This is a genomic window from Candidatus Omnitrophota bacterium, from assembly GCA_040755155.1.
In the GTDB taxonomy this organism is placed as follows: domain Bacteria; phylum Hinthialibacterota; class Hinthialibacteria; order Hinthialibacterales; family Hinthialibacteraceae; genus JBFMBP01.
On the sequence record JBFMBP010000106.1, the window covers coordinates 1 to 19,224 of the forward strand.

The 19,224-nt window shown below is 52.4% G+C and carries 13 protein-coding genes; 8 read left to right on the forward strand and 5 right to left on the reverse strand.

The features are described 5' to 3' along the window. Nucleotides 1-1,067: 1,067 nt before the first annotated feature. Both AB1656_16005 and AB1656_16010 read right to left on the reverse strand, forming a co-directional pair. Nucleotides 1,068-2,312 (reverse strand): dockerin type I domain-containing protein, encoded by a 1,245-nt coding sequence (locus tag AB1656_16005; GenBank protein ID MEW6236887.1) that lies wholly within the window; start codon nucleotides 2,310-2,312, stop codon nucleotides 1,068-1,070. A 75-nt stretch (nucleotides 2,313-2,387) separates the two neighbouring features. Continuing rightward, nucleotides 2,388-3,485, reverse strand: coding sequence for a hypothetical protein (locus AB1656_16010; protein ID MEW6236888.1), 1,098 nt, complete (start codon nucleotides 3,483-3,485; stop codon nucleotides 2,388-2,390). A gap of 202 nt (nucleotides 3,486-3,687) precedes the next feature. Here AB1656_16010 and AB1656_16015 point away from each other — a divergent pair, with 202 nt between their 5' ends. From AB1656_16015 to AB1656_16030, 4 genes are all read left to right on the forward strand, one after another. Further along, entirely contained in the window at nucleotides 3,688-3,894 is a 207-nt protein-coding gene (locus AB1656_16015; GenBank protein MEW6236889.1) for a hypothetical protein, read from the forward strand. Then, complete coding sequence (gene mutL, locus AB1656_16020; protein MEW6236890.1) at nucleotides 3,863-5,980, forward strand: DNA mismatch repair endonuclease MutL; 2,118 nt, start codon at nucleotides 3,863-3,865, stop codon at nucleotides 5,978-5,980. Before AB1656_16015 ends, mutL begins: the two co-directional genes overlap by 32 nt. A 260-nt stretch (nucleotides 5,981-6,240) precedes the next feature. After that, entirely contained in the window at nucleotides 6,241-6,645 is a 405-nt protein-coding gene (locus tag AB1656_16025) for a hypothetical protein (GenBank protein ID MEW6236891.1), read from the forward strand. Between the two features lie 145 nt (nucleotides 6,646-6,790). Continuing rightward, entirely contained in the window at nucleotides 6,791-9,991 is a 3,201-nt protein-coding gene (locus tag AB1656_16030) for an L-fucokinase (protein ID MEW6236892.1), read from the forward strand. A gap of 12 nt (nucleotides 9,992-10,003) precedes the next feature. Here the strand turns inward: AB1656_16030 and AB1656_16035 are convergent, their stop codons facing one another. Continuing rightward, on the reverse strand, nucleotides 10,004-11,137 hold the full coding sequence (locus tag AB1656_16035) for a SpoIIE family protein phosphatase (protein MEW6236893.1): 1,134 nt from the start codon (nucleotides 11,135-11,137) through the stop codon (nucleotides 10,004-10,006). A 246-nt stretch (nucleotides 11,138-11,383) separates the two neighbouring features. Here AB1656_16035 and AB1656_16040 point away from each other — a divergent pair, with 246 nt between their 5' ends. After that, complete coding sequence (locus AB1656_16040; protein MEW6236894.1) at nucleotides 11,384-12,400, forward strand: hypothetical protein; 1,017 nt, start codon at nucleotides 11,384-11,386, stop codon at nucleotides 12,398-12,400. A gap of 133 nt (nucleotides 12,401-12,533) precedes the next feature. Here AB1656_16040 and AB1656_16045 read toward each other — a convergent pair whose 3' ends face one another. Next, nucleotides 12,534-13,571 (reverse strand): TIM barrel protein, encoded by a 1,038-nt coding sequence (locus tag AB1656_16045; protein MEW6236895.1) that lies wholly within the window; start codon nucleotides 13,569-13,571, stop codon nucleotides 12,534-12,536. A 248-nt stretch (nucleotides 13,572-13,819) separates the two neighbouring features. After that, a complete protein-coding gene (locus tag AB1656_16050) occupies nucleotides 13,820-16,342 on the reverse strand; it encodes a DUF4838 domain-containing protein (GenBank protein MEW6236896.1) in 2,523 nt (840 codons plus the stop codon). Nucleotides 16,343-16,552: 210 nt separating this feature from the next. Here AB1656_16050 and AB1656_16055 point away from each other — a divergent pair, with 210 nt between their 5' ends. From AB1656_16055 to dcd, 3 genes are read left to right on the forward strand one after another with little or no spacing between them, the layout of a single operon-like run. Continuing rightward, on the forward strand, nucleotides 16,553-17,017 hold the full coding sequence (locus tag AB1656_16055) for a hypothetical protein (GenBank protein MEW6236897.1): 465 nt from the start codon (nucleotides 16,553-16,555) through the stop codon (nucleotides 17,015-17,017). A 2-nt stretch (nucleotides 17,018-17,019) separates the two neighbouring features. Next, the gene (locus AB1656_16060; protein ID MEW6236898.1) at nucleotides 17,020-18,270 is read left to right on the forward strand and encodes a hypothetical protein; all 1,251 of its coding nucleotides are present in this window, start codon (nucleotides 17,020-17,022) and stop codon (nucleotides 18,268-18,270) included. Further along, nucleotides 18,267-18,887, forward strand: a complete 621-nt coding sequence (gene dcd, locus AB1656_16065; protein ID MEW6236899.1) for a dCTP deaminase — start codon at nucleotides 18,267-18,269, stop codon at nucleotides 18,885-18,887. The genes AB1656_16060 and dcd overlap by 4 nt, the downstream gene beginning before the upstream one ends. The last annotated feature ends 337 nt before the right edge of the window (nucleotides 18,888-19,224 follow it).

The following is a 19,224-nucleotide window of genomic DNA, read 5'->3' on the forward strand; positions in this document are numbered from 1 at the left end:
CCGATCAAACCGCCAACGTCAACGCGGGCGTCCCCGTTCTGCGCATCGCCATCGGAACGGAAGAGGAAAACCAACGGCTCATTAAAGCCATAAAAGAAATGATGAATGATGAATGATGAATGATGAAAAATATGGGATGTTTCACGGACAGAAATAATCTTGCCTTGGCATCCAGTCTCCAAGTAGGGTAGGGTGAGCTAAAAGCGAAACGTAGCCCACCATTTTTCTCATAATCGCTCCCATCAATCCTTTTCATCATTCATCATTCATTATTCCATTATCGTCCCCATTTTGCGCCCCGCCCCATAATAAAAGAGGGACCTTCTCACGGCGCGCGCCGAGCAGTCCCCGCCGTACTCGCCGTTAAAAAGCGAAGTGGAAGAGGATGGCATCGTCGATAACCTTGCTCAGCCTTTTAGGGTGGGCATCGGTGAATGAGTAGCGGGGGTGGAACTCACGGTCGTTTCGCTCTGTTGGGATTGAAATGGCGAAGCGATCGCCTGGGAACCGGCTTGTCTATAAGGCATGAAGCCCCTTGGCGAAATCGGTAAACTGAGAAAAAAGTTGGATTGAACCGCAGGGCGGCAAGGAAATTATATCTTTCATTCCATCAATTTTTTCTATCGCAACACGGAAAAGAAAGATGAAAGAAAAAGATAAAATGCTGTAACTTTGCCGCCCCGGTTTCCCAATTTTGTAACGCATTTATTGAATTCCAAGGGAATATTCTTTTATGATATGATTCCTATCGTCATTCTTTTTTATCTAAGGGAAAAAAGGGTGACGTTAGGAATAGCGGTGGATAAGGTTTTTCTCCATGAAATCCAATATCATCCGAGAAATCAGTGATTTGAAAAAATTCGTGGAATTCGCGTCTTTTCGTGTTTTCGCGATTCGAAAACGCAAAAATGAAACGCTCCTTCCGCCCTTGATTAATGGGGTGGCAAGAGGAAGGTTGTTTTTGCCCTTGAGTAATACCCTCTACTTGTGGGTAAAGATTAACCCTTTTATGGATTAGGGTGAGGGGGCTAATCTTCAACGTTTTAGCATCTACCCAATCCCACCCCCTAAAGCGAAAAATAATTTTTAATTCGCATAAAGATAAACAAATCCTTCCGGTCCACCACGCCGTCGCGATTCAAATCCCCCCGGCCCCCGCGTTCTTTCCAATAATAGGCGAAATGATAGAGATCGAGAACATCGATTGCGTTATCGCCGTTAATATCTCCTGGCGATGAGGCGAACGGCGTCAACGTGGGAGTGACGGTAAACGTCGCCGTCGGCGCGGGAGTATATGTCGCCGTCGCCGTCGGCGTAATGGTGGGCGTATTAGTAAATGTCGGCGTAATCGTGGGCGTCGATGTCGGCGTTGGCGTTGGCGTGGATGAGGGAGTGAATGTCGGCGTGGCGGTGGACGTATTCGTTGGAGTAGAAGTACTCGTCGGCGTGGGAGTCGGGGTAAACGTCGGCGTGAAACTCGGCGTCGGCGTGGGCGTCATGGTTGGCGTTCGAGTCGCTGTGGGCGTTATCGTCGCTGTGGGCGTTGGCGTAAAAGTCGGCGTGGCGGTTGGCGTTGCCGTGGGCGTGGGAGTCGGCGTCATGGAGAGATTGAACGACCGCGCCGCCTGGAGTATTTCCATCGACGAGGGATCCTGAAGCAGCCAAAAAACTTCCACGCCCTCGCATCCATCAGGATTGGGATTATCGAAAGAAACCTCGGCGGCGAAGGAAGCGGAAGCGACAACAGCGGCTTTAATAAAATCCCGCGCCAACGGCGGCGCGACCGCCATGCTTTGAACCAGCGCGCAATAAAGATCAAGCGCATGAGAAGGCGCCGCATTCGTCGAAACGCTTGCGGAAGAAGTCAATCGGGCGCCGGCGAATTCCATCACAGCGGACATTTTCCAGGAAGAGGAAAGAAGCAGGCGCGACTCGATATTGCTGCGATACGCCGTTTCGATGCCTTTTTTCGCGCCCAGGATTTTGCTGACGCCATTGAAGAACGCGGCGGGCAATTTCGTGAGATCGGTCTGCTTGTAATCGATTTTCAAGCGCGAGATGGCGGCGGGAATGAGATTCTCGCCATCCAGCGGAAAGGTCATTATGACCACATCGTCCGCCGAATACTCCTCCCGCAGCTTCCGCGCCGCCTCTTCGGCGTAAGCGCAATCCGCGCATCCCGCCCCCATCGTATACAATTCGAAAACCACAGGCCGATCGCTGGCGAAGGCGCTCGAGGCGAACAACAGCAGCGCCGCCGCTCCCGCCCATAAACAATTCGCAAAAGCCATGATTCTCGTTCGCAAAGCCATTCCCCCAATCCCAACGCTCATGAAAAAGGGCGGTTCGAAAACCGCCCTTTAGTATAAACAAAAATCGTCTTGTTGTTAGAAGCGGTACGTAGCTGAAATTCCATGAAAATCGGTTCGTCCGAATATCGCATCCTTGTCGGCGAGGAATCCATAGGCGTAAGCGTAGTCGATATCGAAGTCGTCATTCACACGAACGGTAAAGCCCGCCGTAACGCCTTCGTTATTCGAACCGGCTCGGACATAGAAATAATCGCAGAGTTTTTGTTCTGCGCCGAAATTCCAGCGGCTGACATCTATATCGGTATAGGGGAATCCCCACCGGTTGAGGCCGTTGATCTCGCCATACCAATAATCCAACGCCAATAACGTACCGTCGATAGGCTCAAAAGCTGCGCCTATGGCGAAATAACGAATATGATAATAGGCGCGTCCCGACTCCGTTACATCTCCAGGAGCGGGGACCATGGCGGCGATGGATTCCGGATTCACTACGGGCGTTGGGGCTCTGTGAGTGAACTTCGCTTCCATTCTGTCTTTGATATAGACGAACTCGCCGCCGATGCTGAACCTTTCGTGCGGAGTTACCAGGAAGCCGATCTGTTGGCTGAAAAACTGAGAAAAGCCTTCCCCGTCAAGTATGTAGTCAGGACCTTCGAGGATTACATCCGCCGATTCGAAAGGATAGGCTCCAAACCCGATGTTCAGCCAATCCATAACCTTTATGCCGCTTTGCATTCCCAACGTCGTAGAATCGTAATCGATCGTACTTCCCAATCGGGTGGGTTCGTTGCCGTCGCTGATGACGCCGTCCACCATAAACCGGGCCACGGCCGTTTCAAGCATTTCCAATGGAATCAAATTGGGAAATGGATTGGGCAACACCACATCCAACCGTCCGCGATGCCCCAACGGCCCGTCTTGATGATCGTACAAGCCATAGGTCAGCGTGCCTTCGATTCGCTCGTATCCGCCCAAAGCGGCGGGATTCATCGAACGCGGTCCCCGAAGGCCTAAATAAGCGCCGCCCATCCCAAGGCTCTTGATGGATGGGGTCAATCCCAAGGCGAACTCGTCGCGCATGACCCCCGCCGTTCCTATTCCTTGCGCCAAGGCGGAATCCGCCAACATTCCCGCCGCTGCCAATAACGCCATCCCCAAAAACAGTTTTTTCATGTCCATCTCCTTAACAATAATCGAGAATTTACATTATATGGGAAGCAATATACACCCTATCATCGGCTCCTGTCTATAGAGAAACGGAGATTAACAATACAATTCCTTTGCGATCCTTTCGATTCTTCGCCATTCCGATCGGATAGTTTGCGTTTATACTTTGGTGAATCCATCGCCGATTTCGATTCTGCAAGGATAACCGTTGACGCCGCGCAAGCCTATCGCCCTTTTCTTTATTTTTTTCGTCTTCTTCTTGATGGGATTGGTTTTCCTGGCCATGACCGGCCCCGATGGAAGCGGCGCGATGGGCTTTTTCGCTTCCTTATTCTGCGTAGGGGGAACGGTGGGCATGTTCGCCGTCCTGCTGCGGCGCGGCGATGGCGGACCGTCGGATTCCGCTGGAGAATAATGCCGCGGAACGCTGCGCCAAATCAATGGCCTTCTCGCGCCGAAAGGAATATCAATCCGTTTCCATGATCCAGATTCTGCCTCCGGAAGTAGCCAATCGCATCGCGGCGGGCGAGGTGGTCGAACGGCCCGCCTCCGTGGCGCGGGAACTGATCGACAACGCCGTCGACGCCGGAGCCAAACGCATCGATGTGGAAGTGGAGGATGGCGGCCTAAGACTGATCCGCGTTACGGACAACGGCTGCGGAATGTCCCCCGATGACGCCGCCCTCTGCGTCAAACGTCACGCCACTAGCAAAATCCGCACTTCGGACGATCTCGCTTCGATTCATACTAAAGGCTTCCGGGGAGAAGCGCTGGCGGCCATCGCTTCCGTCTCCCGCTTCGAAATCAAAACCCGGCGCGCCGAAGACGAATTGGGTTCTTTGGCCCAAGTGGAAGGCGGCGTGGAACGCCCGATTAAACCAACCGGCGCGGCGGCGGGAACCTCCGTCACCGTACGCGATCTTTTCTACAATACGCCTGCGCGCCGCAAATTCCTCAAAAAGCCCCTTACGGAGCAAGGGCACGTTCTCGCCGCCATCACCTGGAACGCCTTGGCTCACGAAAATATCCATTTCACCTACGCGCAAAATGGACGCCGCACTCTCGACCTTCCCGCCGCAGGCAACCGCCCCGAACGCATCAAACAACTTTTCGGCAAAGATATTTTGGAAAACCTGATTCCCGTCAGCCTGGATTCGCCCGTGATTTCCGTCTCCGGCTTGATCTCCCGTCCAACGCTTACCCGCAATGGAGCGCAGCATATCTTTTTTTTCGTCAACGACCGCTACATCAAAGACCGCTTGCTTCATCGGGCTATGATGAACGGCTACCGCAACCTGCTCCCCGCCGGACGCTTTCCCGCCGCCTTTCTCTATTTCGAAATCGATCCCCGCGAAATCGATGTGAACGTTCATCCCACGAAGCAGGAAATCAAGTTCTCCCGCGAGGACGCCGTCTTCTCCGCTGTTTACGGCGCCATCCGCCAGGCGTGGGATGTGCGCGAAGAGGCGCGCAAGGAGACGCAAACCATCTTCGATTCGTTGAAGCAGGAAAAAGACGCTCCCATCCCCGCTCCGCCCCGCTCGCGCTTCGGCGCCCAAATTCTCCAAATGGGCGCGGAATGGATGCGCGAGGAAGATAAACCAGAGAAACCGATCGCCCCTCCGCTATCGCGTTATAGCGAAGTGGAAAAACAGGAAGAACCGGCAGCGGCGCCGGAAACGATTCATCCTTCCGCTGATACGATCCCGCCAGCAGCCGTCCCGCGGCGCGAAGTGGAAACGCCGCCCGCCATTGCGAAGCAAGAATCGCCGCCAACCATCGCGCCTAGGGAATCGTTGTCGCAATTGAATCGAAAACCATTAGCGGATGCGATCGAACGCCCTTCCTTGGATAACGCCTTGGGCGATCTTCTGCCGCAGGAAAAAAAGCCGGAGGATTTACTTATTCCCCGTTCGTTGGAAGAGGCGGGCGTATTGCTGGTGCGGGGGCAATTGCTGAACAGTTACATCCTGGCGGAATCGGCAGACGGCCTTTATATCATCGACCAGCACGCCGCCCACGAGCGTCTTCTCTTCGAAAAATATCTGACGCGATCCCAAAACGCTTCCCTAGCCAGCCAAACTTTGCTGTTTCCGCTCACGATGGATTTTAGCCCCGAAGACGCCGCCCTGGTCGAGGAACATCGGGAAGTTTTCAAGAATTTGGGATTCGACATCGAACCTTTCGGACCAAGAACTTTTGCGATCCATTCCATCCCTTCCCCGCTTGGCGACCAGCAAGCGGAGGAATTCATCAAGGATTTTTTGGGCGAAGCGATGCGCGAAGGCAGCCTAAAGGAAAAGCAGGATAGAGCGCTGCATACGCTGGCCTGCAAGACGGCGGTCAAATTCGGCGATCCTTTGCCGCCGGAAGAGATGCAGGCCATTGTGCGGGGTTTGGAAAAAATTCCCCGCCGCAACGTCTGCCCGCATGGACGCCCCGCCGTTCTTTTCGTTTCCGACAACAGCCTGCGCCGCGCCTTCAAACGAATGGGATTTTAACTTCATCGCTATATTTATTGGGAGCATCTGCCATGCGCGCCGCCTCTCTTCGCGCGCGCCATGAGCAATTAAATTATCGAAAGCGCGTTATGAAATGGCAAGGATAATCGTCTATCAAACAATAAGCATTCAACGGCGTTTACGATTTCAATTTAATCGTTGTTTTATATGGACATTCTTCCATACCCGTTAGAGGAGAACAATGCCGACCTTAAGAAGATCGAGACGGAAATTGCGGATATGCTTGCCGAGGTGTCGGAATGAGCGATATGCAGAACAAACCGGGGGGCGAAGTAGTTGTTTATCGGACCGATGACGGACGAAATCGCATTCTCGTGAGGTTGGAGGGAGAAACGGTCTGGCTTCCTCAGATCGCTCTGGCGAATTTGTTTGAGACCACAAAACAGAACATCGGCCTCCATATTCGAAATATTTTCGAGGAGGGCGAGTTGGAGGAGGATTCAGTTGTCAAGGAATACTTGACAACTGCCGCTGACGGAAAACGCTATTCAGTGAAATACTATAACCTCGATCGGCGCAAGTGTTCGAATTGGAGAGAAAGAGACTCGCAAAAACCAAGACCAAGAAAGCCAAGAAAGGGAAAAAGAATGATGGAGAATGAGGGAGCGATCTTCTCAGAAAATATAGATTCCTGTGTTGAATAGATGAGGGAGATTTGGGAGCGTATTTTGCTCTATCAGGTCGGCGCAGGATTATGTTGATAGGATTTTCTGTTGGCGTCTTGAAGAATCTGAACTATAAACACTCAATCCAGAAAGAGACCTTTGGGAACAAAAGGCAGGGAAGACTATGGCGTCATTCATGGGAAATTACGATTTCAGCCTTGCGAACCATAAAAGAAAAATTTGGTCGGCTATCGCCGTAACCGCCGCTAGCGCGGAACAAGCGCGCGCCTATCGCCAGGAATTGCTCCTGCGCCAAAAACGGGGCGTTATTCCCGAAGAGACGATTCTGCTTGCGGTTCCCGATCCATCGTCGGCGCGCGTTGGCAGCGGCGGCGCCACGCTGAACGCCTTGGTGGCCGTAGCGGAATATCTTTCGGCTCAAGCGGGGCGCTCTTTCATCGATCCGGAAGTTATTTCTTCGTCGCATATTCTCATTCTGCATTCCGGCGGCGACAGCCAGCGCATTCCTTCTTGCTCCGTCTGCGGCAAAGCCTTCTCCACTCTGCCAGCGTTGGGAGAGGACGGCGAATTGTTGACGCCGCTCGATCTCTTGCTGGATGCGCTCTCTCGCGTTTGCGCCTCATCGCCGCCGGGATTTTTCGCCGCCAGCGGCGACGTAATGCTCCTCATTCCGGAAGACGATTTGGATTGGTCGCGTCCGGGCGCGACGGGATTGGCTATTCCCGCCGATTTATCCTATGGTCCCAAGCATGGCGTCTATAAACTTAAAGACGGTTCCTCTCAGGTCGAAGCCTTTTTCCAAAAAGAACCGGAGGAAACCTTGCGCCAAGCGGGCGCCGTTCGTCCCGGCGGCTCCGTCCTCGTCGACAGCGGCGTCGTTTATTTTTGCGGCGAAACCACGAAAACCTTGCTGAATCTGCACGTCGCGCCGCCGTTGGACGCTTGCACTTATTTAGGAGTGGACAACGGCGCCGTTCCCTTGCGCTTCGAACTCTACTCCGACATTCTCCTCTGCATGGCGCAAAACGCCGAGAGGGAAACCTATATTGGCGATCCCGCCTCTCCCGCTTTGCGCCGCGCGCGCGAGTTGTTATGGAATTCCCTTCATACGGTTCCCTTTCATGCCGCCGTATCGCAAGCCGGCGTCTTCGCTCACTTGGGAACGACGCGGGAATACGTCGATATGTTCGTCGCCGATTCACCACTTCGGGAACATTACCATTTGACGGAGAAAGTCCAATCCTACATCGAGCCTCCCGCAACGGCGGACGGCGCCGCACTCGTCAACAGCCTTCTCGCCGGAAGCGGCTCCGTGCAGAAAAACGCCGTCATCGAGCATTCCGAATTGCGCGGCGGTTGGAATATCGGTGAAAGCGCTTTCGTTTCGGGATTGCGTCCTCGTTCGGACTTGATCGTGTTGGATAACATCGCGGTTCAAGAGATTCAATTGCTGCCCGGCGCAGAAGATAACGAACGGCATGTCATCGCCGTTATCGGAGTAGACGATAGCGTAAAATGCCCCATTCAAAATCACCAAGCCACCTACCTGAATAAGCCCTGGAGCGATTTCCTGCAACGAACCGGCCTTGCGCTGGAAGAAATATGGCCTTGCGTCGAACCGGAGAAAAGAACGCTTTGGAATGCGCGGCTCTTCCCCATGATCGCGCCGGGCGATTCGGGAGAGACCGTCTTATGGCTGCAACATCCCGCTTCCCCTTCCGGCGAGATGCTGCGCCGCTGGCGCAATGCGGAGCGCCTATCCTTCGCCGACATCCAACGGTTGGCCAATCCGGAAGCGGAATTTCTATGGCGGCGGAAACTGACGCATAAAATGGATCGGCTGCGGATGGGGATTGTCCTCTCCGAACGGCGGGACGAATGCCTGCTGCCCATCTTCGCCCGTTGCGCGCGCGAGAACCATCTGGACGCGCTTCATGCGCTGGATGGGGCATTGTCTTCGGCTCCATTCGACGCGGCGGCGAGAACGCTGTCCAGCATCGCCGACCTGCTGGCCGCCTTCGCGGGCAACCGGGCGGGGCTGCGTTCCGGCCCGGCGCGCAATGTTGCTTGGAAGCAGGGCTTTCGTCTATTGGAACAAGGCGCGATGGCGGAAGCGGCGGCGGTTTTGGCCGAAGAGCGGAAGCATTGGCTGGGCAGTCCCGAATTTCTCATGCGCGCCGCCCGCCATTACGAAGGCGCGGCGCAGGTTTTGATCCGCAAGACGGTCGAGACGGCTTCCATCCAGCAAACGCCCTGTCCCCCCGCCGTTATAGGCGAATGGTCTATCGCCGAAATTCCCGCCCGCGTCGATCTCGCGGGAGGCTGGTCGGATACGCCGCCGATAACCTTCGAGCACGGTGGCGCCGTCGTCAACGCGGCGGTGAAAGTGGACGGCGAGAAGCCCATCGGGGCCAAGGTGCGCCGCCTTGACGAACCAATCGTCAAGATCATGCAGGATGATTTCGACGCTCCCTTGCTCTGCCGTTCTCTCTCCGATTTATCTACTTACGCCCAACCGTTGGCGCCGGGCGCGTTGGTTAAAGCGGCGATTCTCTGCGCGGGAATCGTCTCGCTCTCGTCTTCGCAGCCGCTTTCGGAGCAGCTGCAACAACGAGGCGGTGGATTGGAAATTCATACCTGGTCGCGCCTGCCCACCGGTTCGGGATTGGGAACGAGCAGCATCCTGGCGGCGGCGCTCTTCGCGGCGTTGGGAAAGACGATCGGCTTCCGTTACGATAACGAGAGCCTCGTCCACGCCGTTCTCCGCCTGGAACAAATGCTGACTACCGGCGGCGGCTGGCAGGACCAGGCGGGAGGGCTTTATCCCGGCGTGAAAATCACCCGCTCCTCCGCCTCTATTCCCCTGCACGTCGAAAGCAAACCGATCCCGTTGTCGGACGATTTCCGGCGGACGTTGAACGCCCACTGGATGTTGATCTACACCGGCCGCACCCGTCTGGCGCGCAACCTGCTTCAGGACGTGATTCGCCGCTGGTATGCCCGAATTCCGGAAATGGTGCGCGTCGTGGACGATCTCGTTCGCAATGCGGAAGCGATGCGCCAAGCCTTAGCCGCTTCCGATTTGGAAGCCGTCGGCTCGGCGCTAGACAATTATTGGGAGCAAAAGAAGCGCATAGCGGGCGGCGTCGAACCGGCGAACGTGGCGGAAATGCTGGCTATGCTGCGGCCTCATATCTACGGCGCCGCGCTCACCGGCGCAGGTGGGGGCGGTTTTATGATTCTTATTGCGAAGGAACCGCGAACTAAGGATAAGATGCGCGATATTCTCCATCCCCTCAAAGACAGCCGGTCCTTGACTTATCATGATATCGAATTGGATGGAGAAGGATTGGTTATTGCATAAATTCCGCGAAGCCTACTTGATATCCACGACGACGAAGGTCATATCGTCATCGGCTTCGCCAGCTTGATATTCGTTTAGATCGAGGAAGAACTGACGCAGAAACGCTTCGGGAAGCAGGCGGCAATGCTTCGCCGCCATCTCTTTCAGGCCGTTCTTCCCTAGCATAACGTTCTGAGGGTTGCGGGCTTCCGTGACGCCGTCGGTGTAGAACATCAACCGGTCGCCCGATTCGATTTCGATCCGGGTTTCATTCTGGTCGCTTAAAATATTCTCGCAAAGGCCGATGGGCGGTATATGCGAGGAGACCAATTCCAGGATATCTTTATTTCTCTTCCAAATCAAAACATCGGGATGCCCCGCATTGCATAGAGTCAGAATCCCCTTCTCGCAATCGATGACGGAAACCACCATCGTGATGAACATGCTCGATTTCACCATCTTTCGATCGACGAAGCGATTCAGCAAATCGACGGTGCGGGAAGGCGGCAGGTCTTCCGCCAAGAGACGCAGAAGATGATTGTGGGCGAGGCTGGCCGTTAAAGCGGCGGATACGCCGTGGCCGCTGACGTCATATAAGGCGACGGCGAACTTGCGGGAATTGAATTGATGCAGCGTGAGATAATCCCCGCCGATGGCGATGAGGGGGTGAAACCGGTAATGGAACGAGAAGTTAGGCGTCTCGAACGGTTCGGGCAACATGCTGCGTTGAATGACGGCGGCGTGATTCAAATCCTCTTCCAATTGCCGCTGCTGTTCCTTGATCTTTTGTTCCATCGCGCTGCGTTTCAACACCCTTTCCATAACTTTTAGTAAATACGTAAGATCGATGGGCTTGGTAACGAAATCCGCCGCGCCGCTCTTCATAGCTTCGACGGCGTATTCCATCGTCCCGAAGGCGGTCATGATGACGACGGGAATATCCACGCCGCGATTCATCAATTCTTGCAAGAGTTGCAAGCCGGTTACGTCCGGCATCATCAGGTCGGATAGTATCAATTGCGGCCAATGGCGATCCAACAGATCCAGCGCTTGCCGGCCGTTCGAGGCTTCGACGACTTCAAATCCTTTGAATTCGGCGAAGTCGCGAAGGTTTTCCCGGATGTCGTCTTCATCATCGACGATGAGAATTAACGTTTTTTCTTCCATCTTCGGGGCCTTCCGCCGCTTGGCCCGATCGTCCTAGAAGCGGCGATGAATCTCGTCCATCTTTAGTTTCTATCCTTCCAGTTGCGCCATTGAAAGGATAATGATCCATCAATATACAGAATACTCCCGTTTCGAAAGTACGAACATACGCGATTTTAAAAGAATGAAAGACCTCTTGCTATCTGTTGCGACCGCATTACGCTTTATTATCCGCAAAATATCATATGTCAAGGAAAGGATAGAAACATGAAACGCATTCTTTGCATCGTCATCGCAGGACTCTTCGCTATAGGCGCCTACGCCCAGACGCCAGCCTATTCGTACTTGTCCGAATTCACGACGCAAGGCGAGCCGCTGGCCATCGCGGCGGACGCCAACGGCGGCGTCTATTACACCGTCTTCACTTTTTCGGGAACCAATTTAACGCGCTGCTACTATATCGCCGATCCACTAAACGCCAATGGCCTCGACAATCAGCTGTTAGCCGCCGACGGGGCGGAAACCGACGTTCCAGCGGGACGCGGCTTCACCGGCGTCGCTGTGGACGGCAAAGGGAACGTATATTTGGCGCTGGAAAGCGGCGCTGCGGCTACAGCCACCGTCCGCAAACTCAGCCCCGCGCCGGAATTCAAGCCCGTTCCAGCCTTCTTCGACGGCATCGTGTACGGCAACAAACGCTATAACGGCGTGGAACTGCTCACAGACGATACGCTAGCTCTCAGCACCTTCAACATGGTGGAATTTTGGGACGCCAACGACGCAACGCCTCTCTATGCGGCGGTTGGCAGCGAATCCTATCAACGGGACCTGGCTTACGATCCCGAAACGAATAACATCTATCTCGCCAAAAACGGCAACAACCTCGGCAATAGCGCCAACCTGCTCGCGGGCGGCTCTCCCGCCGCTTTGGAAGGCTACGCCTCCTTCCAAAACGCCTTCATCGCCCAAGGCGGACTCAACTCGCAATACGGAACCAACACCCAACTGATCGAATACGATGTCTACAACAAGTTGATCGTCATACCCGATTATGCGGAGACGCAACGTAAAATGGCTTTCTACAAGCCGTCGGATCCTTCCAAGCCCGTCTTCACGTTGGATGCTTCGGAATCGCCGAACGGCCCCTTTGCAGAACCGACGGACGCCGTCGCCGTCAAAAAGACATCCGGCGAAGTAATCCTCTACATCACCGATCACAGCGCCAAACGCATTCTCATCTATACCACGGGAACGACGAAAGTTGCTGGATGGGAAATTTATTGAGATTGTTTTGATGGATGCTCCACTGTCAAATCCAAAGGAGAAAGTCGAACTGGGCTTTGAACTAAACTTGCTGCTTACATGAAAAAGGGACGATCCATGGATCGCCCCTTTCTCGTTCTTTCAACTATTCTTACTATTTTACATTCATCAGCGTTTTCAAGATCAGCGCATCGATGGCTTCGTAATTGCGCTTCTGCCGCAGCGATTCCAGCGCTTTACGGTCGATGGAGCGGGAGACGCTTAAAAGCAGGTTGAACGTCTCGCGGCTGTTTTTCAGGTGCAGCGTCGCGTCCGCGTCTTTTTGCGTGCGGATTGCTTTTACGTCGAGGCCGACGTATTCGCCGTTGAGGCCGAAGCCGTTTTGATCCAACACGTCCACCTGGTTGAAGGCGCGGCGCAGGTTGACGGAGCCAAAGGAACGGTCCTGGTCATATTTCAAACCGTTTTGGTCGTTGAGATGCACGCTCCACAATTTGCCGCAGGAAAGCGCGAAGGCCATATCGTCGGAAGGATCAAGCCCCGCCAGGATGGAATGGGCCGATTCGATCAACGCCCCAACGCGCTTGGGATCCTTGGAGCGATAGGAAAGCGCCAGGAAATGGCCGACGGTGGGGCAATAGGCTTGATCCATCGGCTCGTTGGGCTTCATCTCGCCTAAGATTTTGACGTTGGGATCGTGATCGAGCAGGATATCCAGCCATTCCACCATGCGGTCGATAGAGACCTTGGCGTCTTTGGATTCACGCATGTAGGTTCCCTCGCGGGCGGGCCACCAGACGATCAGATTGGTTCCGACCATATTGGCGATATCTACGCAGCGCTTGGAGCGGTCGATGGCGTATTGCCGTTCTTTCACATTGTTGGAGGTGACGCCGCCGTCGATGGTGCGCGGGTCTTCCCACAATCGCGGCGCGACGAATTCCGGCTTCAGTCCTTCGCCCTCGATCGCCTTGCGCACGCGGGCGACGCCCTTGCGGGTTTGGATTTCGTCCCAGTCGGCGGGGACGACGTCGTCGTCGTGCAGTTGTACGCCCGAATAGCCCAGTTTTTTATATTCTTTCAATTTGTTCGCAAATGAACGTTCCTTGCGCACGACGGGTCCAAAAGGATCGCCGCCCTCGTGAATGTTCCACGGGCCAAACGAAAAACGGTATTTATCGGTTCTTGCCATTACGATTTCCTTTCCCACTAACAGGTTAAAAATTTATAGAACATGAATCTATATCGCTTTTATTGATCGTATCCCAATTTACGGCGCCTTCATGGAGCGCCTAGTCGGAATGCTAGGAAACATTATGCCATGATTCTTTTTTTTATGGAAAGGAGTAAGCGCAAATAGACGCCGATTTCAATCCCAATCAAAAACCGATGGATCGAAAAAGCGCGCCTTATCTTGCTTTTTTCATCATTCATCATTCATCATTCAAAAGGCGGTTTATCTAAATATTCGAATTGATACGGCAGCGTCAACGACTCGCCTTTCTTCAATTCCACCTCGCCGGAAATCAATTCCAGATTCGCGTGAGGGCGGCCCGTATTCCACAATAGCGAAGGCGAGAGTTTTTCCGCGTCGTAGGTTTCCAACACGCCATAGCCCTTCGCATGGTTGAAGAAAGCGTAAGCGCCGCCTTTAGCGTTCTTCAATAAATCGCTTTGTGGGCCGTTTGCATTTTTCCAACCTTCATTAAACAAAATCCAATCGTCATTCTTGATATAAGCCGATAGAACTTTGCAATCGTCAGACAAAACGTCCGTATCGAATTCGGGGCGCATCTTGATTTGATAAACTTTCGGCTCGTCGCTGTTATGGGTCAGCGTCGTCTCGCAGGAAATTTTACTCGGGGCTTCTTCGGATAAAGCCATGCGCCGCACTAGCGTCGAGCCGTCGGGCAGCGTCTTGGATAACGTCAGCGAATTTTCCTCCGCCTGCGCCGTAAATTCGGATGGTTGATTGTGATCGTATCCTTTCAGTCCCAATTCCTGACAAGTTCCTTCGTGGGTGAATCTCGCCAGGCCGACGCGGCCAACGTCGAAGAGAAGATTGCGCTGGGCGGGCTTATAAATCATTTCCACCATGCGCCCGTTTCTTCCCGGAACGAACGTCAGACGCCATTGCGAATTTTCGAGGCGGACGGCTTCGACGCCTTCCTTCGCCGCCTTATCCAGCGTTTTAAAATATTCTTCGGCGGGCATGGTTTCCGCCGCCATCGTCATGTTATGGCGTTGGCAGAGTTCCTTATAGCGTTCGATGACATTTCCGAATTTTTCCGGGTATGTTACTTTTATCTTTCCCTCTTCCAAGACGGTCTGTCCGCAAGTTTCGAGCACGGCGCGATAGGCGCAGATGGACGCTTTTTCCACGCGGGCGCGGATGGATTCGTTATCCGCCAGCGTCAGCGCCTTTTGAAAATAATCGTACGCTTTCTCCGAAATCTCCGGCCGCAAGCCCAACTCCACCGGGCGGGGGAAGCAATTCGGTTCGTAGCCGGAAGCCTCGGCGTTGTCGTGCAGCATGGTCAAATAATCCAAAATGGGCTGCGCCGCGCCGCGATAATGCAGCCGGCAAAACTCTTCGGCCAGCGCCCAACTGTCCAACGCCGGATTCCAGATGCAGCGGGATAGGACGTAATTGCGCAGATCGCACAGCTCGCCGGAATTGCCGTTGCCGTTGGCCTGCATGAACAATCCCTTGACGTTGTTCTTCAGAAAATACTTCACATTGGGGCCGATGGCGCGCAGATTGGGAAAAGGCAGATCGTAAAAACTGAAATTCGTATTGTAATTCCACACCCAAATGTCGCTGCAAATTTTGCTCCAGTCGTCCATGTCCTGGCAGAACTCGCGATTCTTCTTGCTGCCGGGATCGTCGATGGGATAGAGCGTGCAGCATTCGATGCTGCAAAGTTGGATTTGCACATTCGCCCGCGGCTGGATGGTCTTGGGCGGCTTGCGCGTATACCAGTAGGCCAGCGTGCCGATCTTGACGCCGGGATATTTCTTTTCCACGCGCTCGGCCACGGCGTTGACGAAGGCGAGATGCGGTCCCATCGGCGTTCCTTCGCGCTGGGTAATCTCCTCGCATTTCTCGCAGCGGCAATAATCGTCGTTGTCGTTCTGACTGACGCTGATATTCTTTTGGTTGGGATTGGCGTCCAGATCGTGAATGACGTTTTCCGCCACGATCTCGATGACGTCGGGATTGGTTACGCAAACTTCCGGCCCGCCGCCGCCCATTTTCAACTTGCGCTCTCCATCGACAAGGGCGAAATATTCGGGATGTTCCGCGCCGTATTTCTCTACGGGAAGAAAATGATAGAGCGTATGGCTGATTAAACTCTGGTTCGAAATTCCGCCGTATTGATCCTCGCTGGGCGTGGTATTGACGCGCTGCCGCGCGGCGAAATCGTGATGATCGTAATTCTCTTTATAATACGGCCAGCGGAAAGCGAAAGGCGGCTTGTACGTATATTCCTCGCAGGGAATCAACCAGGAAATCCGCCATTTCGCCGCCGGGAAATAGGTATGATCGAACGTCAAAAACCGCCCGTCCAGATAGCGCTCCATGAATTCATAGACGCCATACAGCGTTCCACGCGGACGTCCTCCCGCGATAACGATGTTGTCCGCTGTGACGCGGAGGCGCAAATCCTCTTCGCCCAGCCCATCGAGAGAGACGGCCGCCGAACTGCGGCTCATGGCTTCGCTGGGGCCGATGAATACGTTACGAGCGTCGGCGGGCGGTTGGGCGGCGATGGGCAGTTCGATATCCGCCGCCTGTTTGAAGAGCGACTGAAATTCCTGGGCGGCGTACTGCTCGCTGGCCAGCGCATCGTCCGCGACGACGATCGTCCATCCCCCCATTTGCGACAAGTCCAGCGTCTCGGCGCCAACGCTCGCAGCGTAAGAAAACAGAACCGCGAATATTCCGGCTAAAGCGCGCATCGTCTTCATCCTCATTTCTTCATTTATTTTGATTGTTAGATTTTCGTTTAAGCTATCATCCGAAAATTGAAGGGATATGGGAAGGGGAGAAGTATGAGGTATCTAGACTGAAAATTATTTAAGACAACAAACTAGAATTGCTCTTGCGTTTTTTCTGTTCATTTGTACAATAAAACATCCCATTAAAACGCAAGAAATGAGGTCTTTCTAATGACTTCTCCTATAACGTTAATACCCAATGATCAAAAACTCAGTGCGCTCGATCATGATCTTCCTTTTCTTGCATCGGAGGCAGCTATCGACATCGACAACCTGCTTGCGAATCGAGGAAGTGATTTAACGGCAATTAGACTTTTATCTGAACGCTTAAAGAACTCCATAAAACTTGAAACGCACGATGACGCCCCATGCTCTCTCATGGATCGAGCGACGCTTATCGTTCTGGGCGAGGCGATAGCGAAATCTAGTAAGAATTATAAAGCGCCTCTTCAGATTCCTCAGTTACTAAAGGAAGCGGATGGCATCGCTAATTCATTATCTAAAGATAATCCGACAGAAAATCAAAAAGAACTTGAAGCAGCTCGTGATTTCTGCGTAGCTCTCTCAAGGGCAGCTATAGCCTTCCAGCAATCCATATTTGATTTAGATATTCCACCCCATCCCTTTCGGAGTTGAAGGTGTCTATAATAGACCATGCAAGAAAAAGGATTGTCGCAGTTCTCCATGAGATTGAACGGTTAAAGGAATCCGACTTTCCTTATTCTTTTTCACGAGAAGCCGTAGCCCTTTTACAGCAGACGTTCAATTCTCAAAAATCCGTCCTCGATAAAGTTTTTCCGGATACGACTCCCAGCGTAGCGCAAATTGAGTGCGGAGCATCTCTTCATCTGATTTTTCTTTATCTGCCGTTTCTCGGTTTCCTACTCCGCTCGACGAACGTCCGAAATGGATTCGAAACATATTTCCCCCTTTTACGTCTGGCAAGAATTATTTTAAGTTCAAATACGAAATTGATCATTTCGTCCGAATGGGATTTTTCTCCTTTTGTTTATAGATCAATCCCCGCTTTACCCGAATTCGTTCTTATCGGTTTACCTGCGCATGAATCAGGCAATCCATTGCTAACGCCTTTAGCGGGGCATGAATTAGGTCATTCCGTTTGGAAAACATACAATCATTCGAAACAGTTCGAACCGATAATTGATAAACACGTTGTAGAAGAATTGTTAACGGAAAGACACTGGAATAACTACCAAAAAATCTATCCAGGAATCAAAAAAAATGATATTAAAGCAGGAACGGATTTATTCACGTCAAACACTTGGATAAACGCTTACAATTGGGCATTAATGCAAACAGAGGAAATCTTTTGCGATATTATTGGCTTACGCCTTTTTGCAGAATCCTACCTTCACGCTTTTGCCTATTTGATTTCGCCAGGTAGACCTGGACGACGATCATTGCGATATCCCAACAATCGGCGTCGCGCATCTCTTCTCATGGAAGCAGCCAAGGCCTTGGATGTAGAAGTTGAGCCGAATTTTGCGTCGGATTTTAAAGATGGCGACGAACCAGACGAGCCTGCGACAAAATTGCTTGTGTCGATCGCGGATGACGTTTCGAAAGCGCTTATGCCTGATTTAGTCAAGTTAACGCAGAATTTTGCGGATAACAAGGCAGTTCCAAAAAGAGATCGCGACAAGGTGAAAAACATACGAAATGAGTTTCAGAATTGGGTTGCGCCTACCGCAAAGCAAGCATCGCTTTCAGATATATTAAACGCCGGTTGGGAATGCGCTCTGGACGAGAATCTCTGGAGCAATGTACATCAAATCAAACCTGAAGATAGAAACCGAGTTTTACGCGATCTCATACTTAAAAGTATGGAAGTTACGGAAATTTATGAACGGTTGAAACAAACGACATGATACTCAAAGCCGATCTAATTGCACGGGAATTGGAAAATCCAGAAAATCCCGATGATCCTATGATTATCGCCCCCCAGCTGAATTTGAAAGAACTTAAAGAATCAGGAGCCGCCTCTGTCGATATCCGGTTAGGCTGTTGGTTTTTGACGTGTAGGCCAAGCCGTACAGGTTTACTTGATGTTTATGAAAAACATCATGATGCTCCCAATGAAGCCAAACTGACAAAATCTTATTATGTTCCTTATGGAGAAGGTTTTGTTCTCCATCCAAAAGCGTTTGTACTTGGTATTACCATGGAATGGATTCGAATGCCATTTAATCGCGCCGCTTATGTTATTGGACGATCTTCTTGGGGAAGGCACGGACTTATCATTGCAACACCCACCGGAGTCCATCCAGGTTTCACTGGTTGTTTAACCCTAGAATTATCCAATGTCGGCGAAATTCCAATAATGTTAAAACCCGGAACTACGATATGCCAGATATTCATCCATAAAGTTGATAGCGTAGATCAAAAACATGTTGATCGAAGTTCCTTCATCGGCAGGAGGAAACCAACTCTCGGCGTAATTGAACTGGATAAGATTGCAGAACTCCTTTCAAAAGATAACGGTTAAATGCTTTCGTTATCTGCCATTTTATATTTTTTATTCCTCCCTCTCCTCTCCGCCATTTGCTTCAATATGTCGAAAATCGTTCCCAGGCTTCTGAGAGACGTCATTGAAATGGCTTGTGGGATTTCCAGCATCCGAAAATTGAAGAGAAATGGGAAGGGGAGAAATCGCCGAAAGAACGCAGCCGCCGTGAATCATGCGATGATTCCTAAACGGAGGCATTTACAAAAGCGAATAGCCGTTTTTACGCTTTATTCTCTCCTAATGGCAACGTAACCGTAAACTGCGTTCCTTTTCCCGCTTCGCTTTCGACCGCGATCGTCCCGCCATGCTGTTCGAT

What these genes read in the sequence shown, in the direction of transcription:
- AB1656_16005 (MEW6236887.1), bottom strand. Translation starts at nt 2,312, where the DNA reads ATGGCTTTGCGAACGAGAATCATGGCTTTTGCGAATTGTTTATGGGCG.
- AB1656_16010 (MEW6236888.1), bottom strand. Translation starts at nt 3,485, where the DNA reads ATGAAAAAACTGTTTTTGGGGATGGCGTTATTGGCAGCGGCGGGAATG.
- mutL (MEW6236890.1), top strand. Translation starts at nt 3,863, where the DNA reads ATGGCGGACCGTCGGATTCCGCTGGAGAATAATGCCGCGGAACGCTGC.
- AB1656_16025 (MEW6236891.1), top strand. Translation starts at nt 6,241, where the DNA reads ATGAGCGATATGCAGAACAAACCGGGGGGCGAAGTAGTTGTTTATCGG.
- AB1656_16030 (MEW6236892.1), top strand. Translation starts at nt 6,791, where the DNA reads ATGGCGTCATTCATGGGAAATTACGATTTCAGCCTTGCGAACCATAAA.
- AB1656_16035 (MEW6236893.1), bottom strand. Translation starts at nt 11,137, where the DNA reads ATGGAAGAAAAAACGTTAATTCTCATCGTCGATGATGAAGACGACATC.
- AB1656_16040 (MEW6236894.1), top strand. Translation starts at nt 11,384, where the DNA reads ATGAAACGCATTCTTTGCATCGTCATCGCAGGACTCTTCGCTATAGGC.
- AB1656_16045 (MEW6236895.1), bottom strand. Translation starts at nt 13,571, where the DNA reads ATGGCAAGAACCGATAAATACCGTTTTTCGTTTGGCCCGTGGAACATT.
- AB1656_16050 (MEW6236896.1), bottom strand. Translation starts at nt 16,342, where the DNA reads ATGCGCGCTTTAGCCGGAATATTCGCGGTTCTGTTTTCTTACGCTGCG.
- AB1656_16055 (MEW6236897.1), top strand. Translation starts at nt 16,553, where the DNA reads ATGACTTCTCCTATAACGTTAATACCCAATGATCAAAAACTCAGTGCG.
- dcd (MEW6236899.1), top strand. Translation starts at nt 18,267, where the DNA reads ATGATACTCAAAGCCGATCTAATTGCACGGGAATTGGAAAATCCAGAA.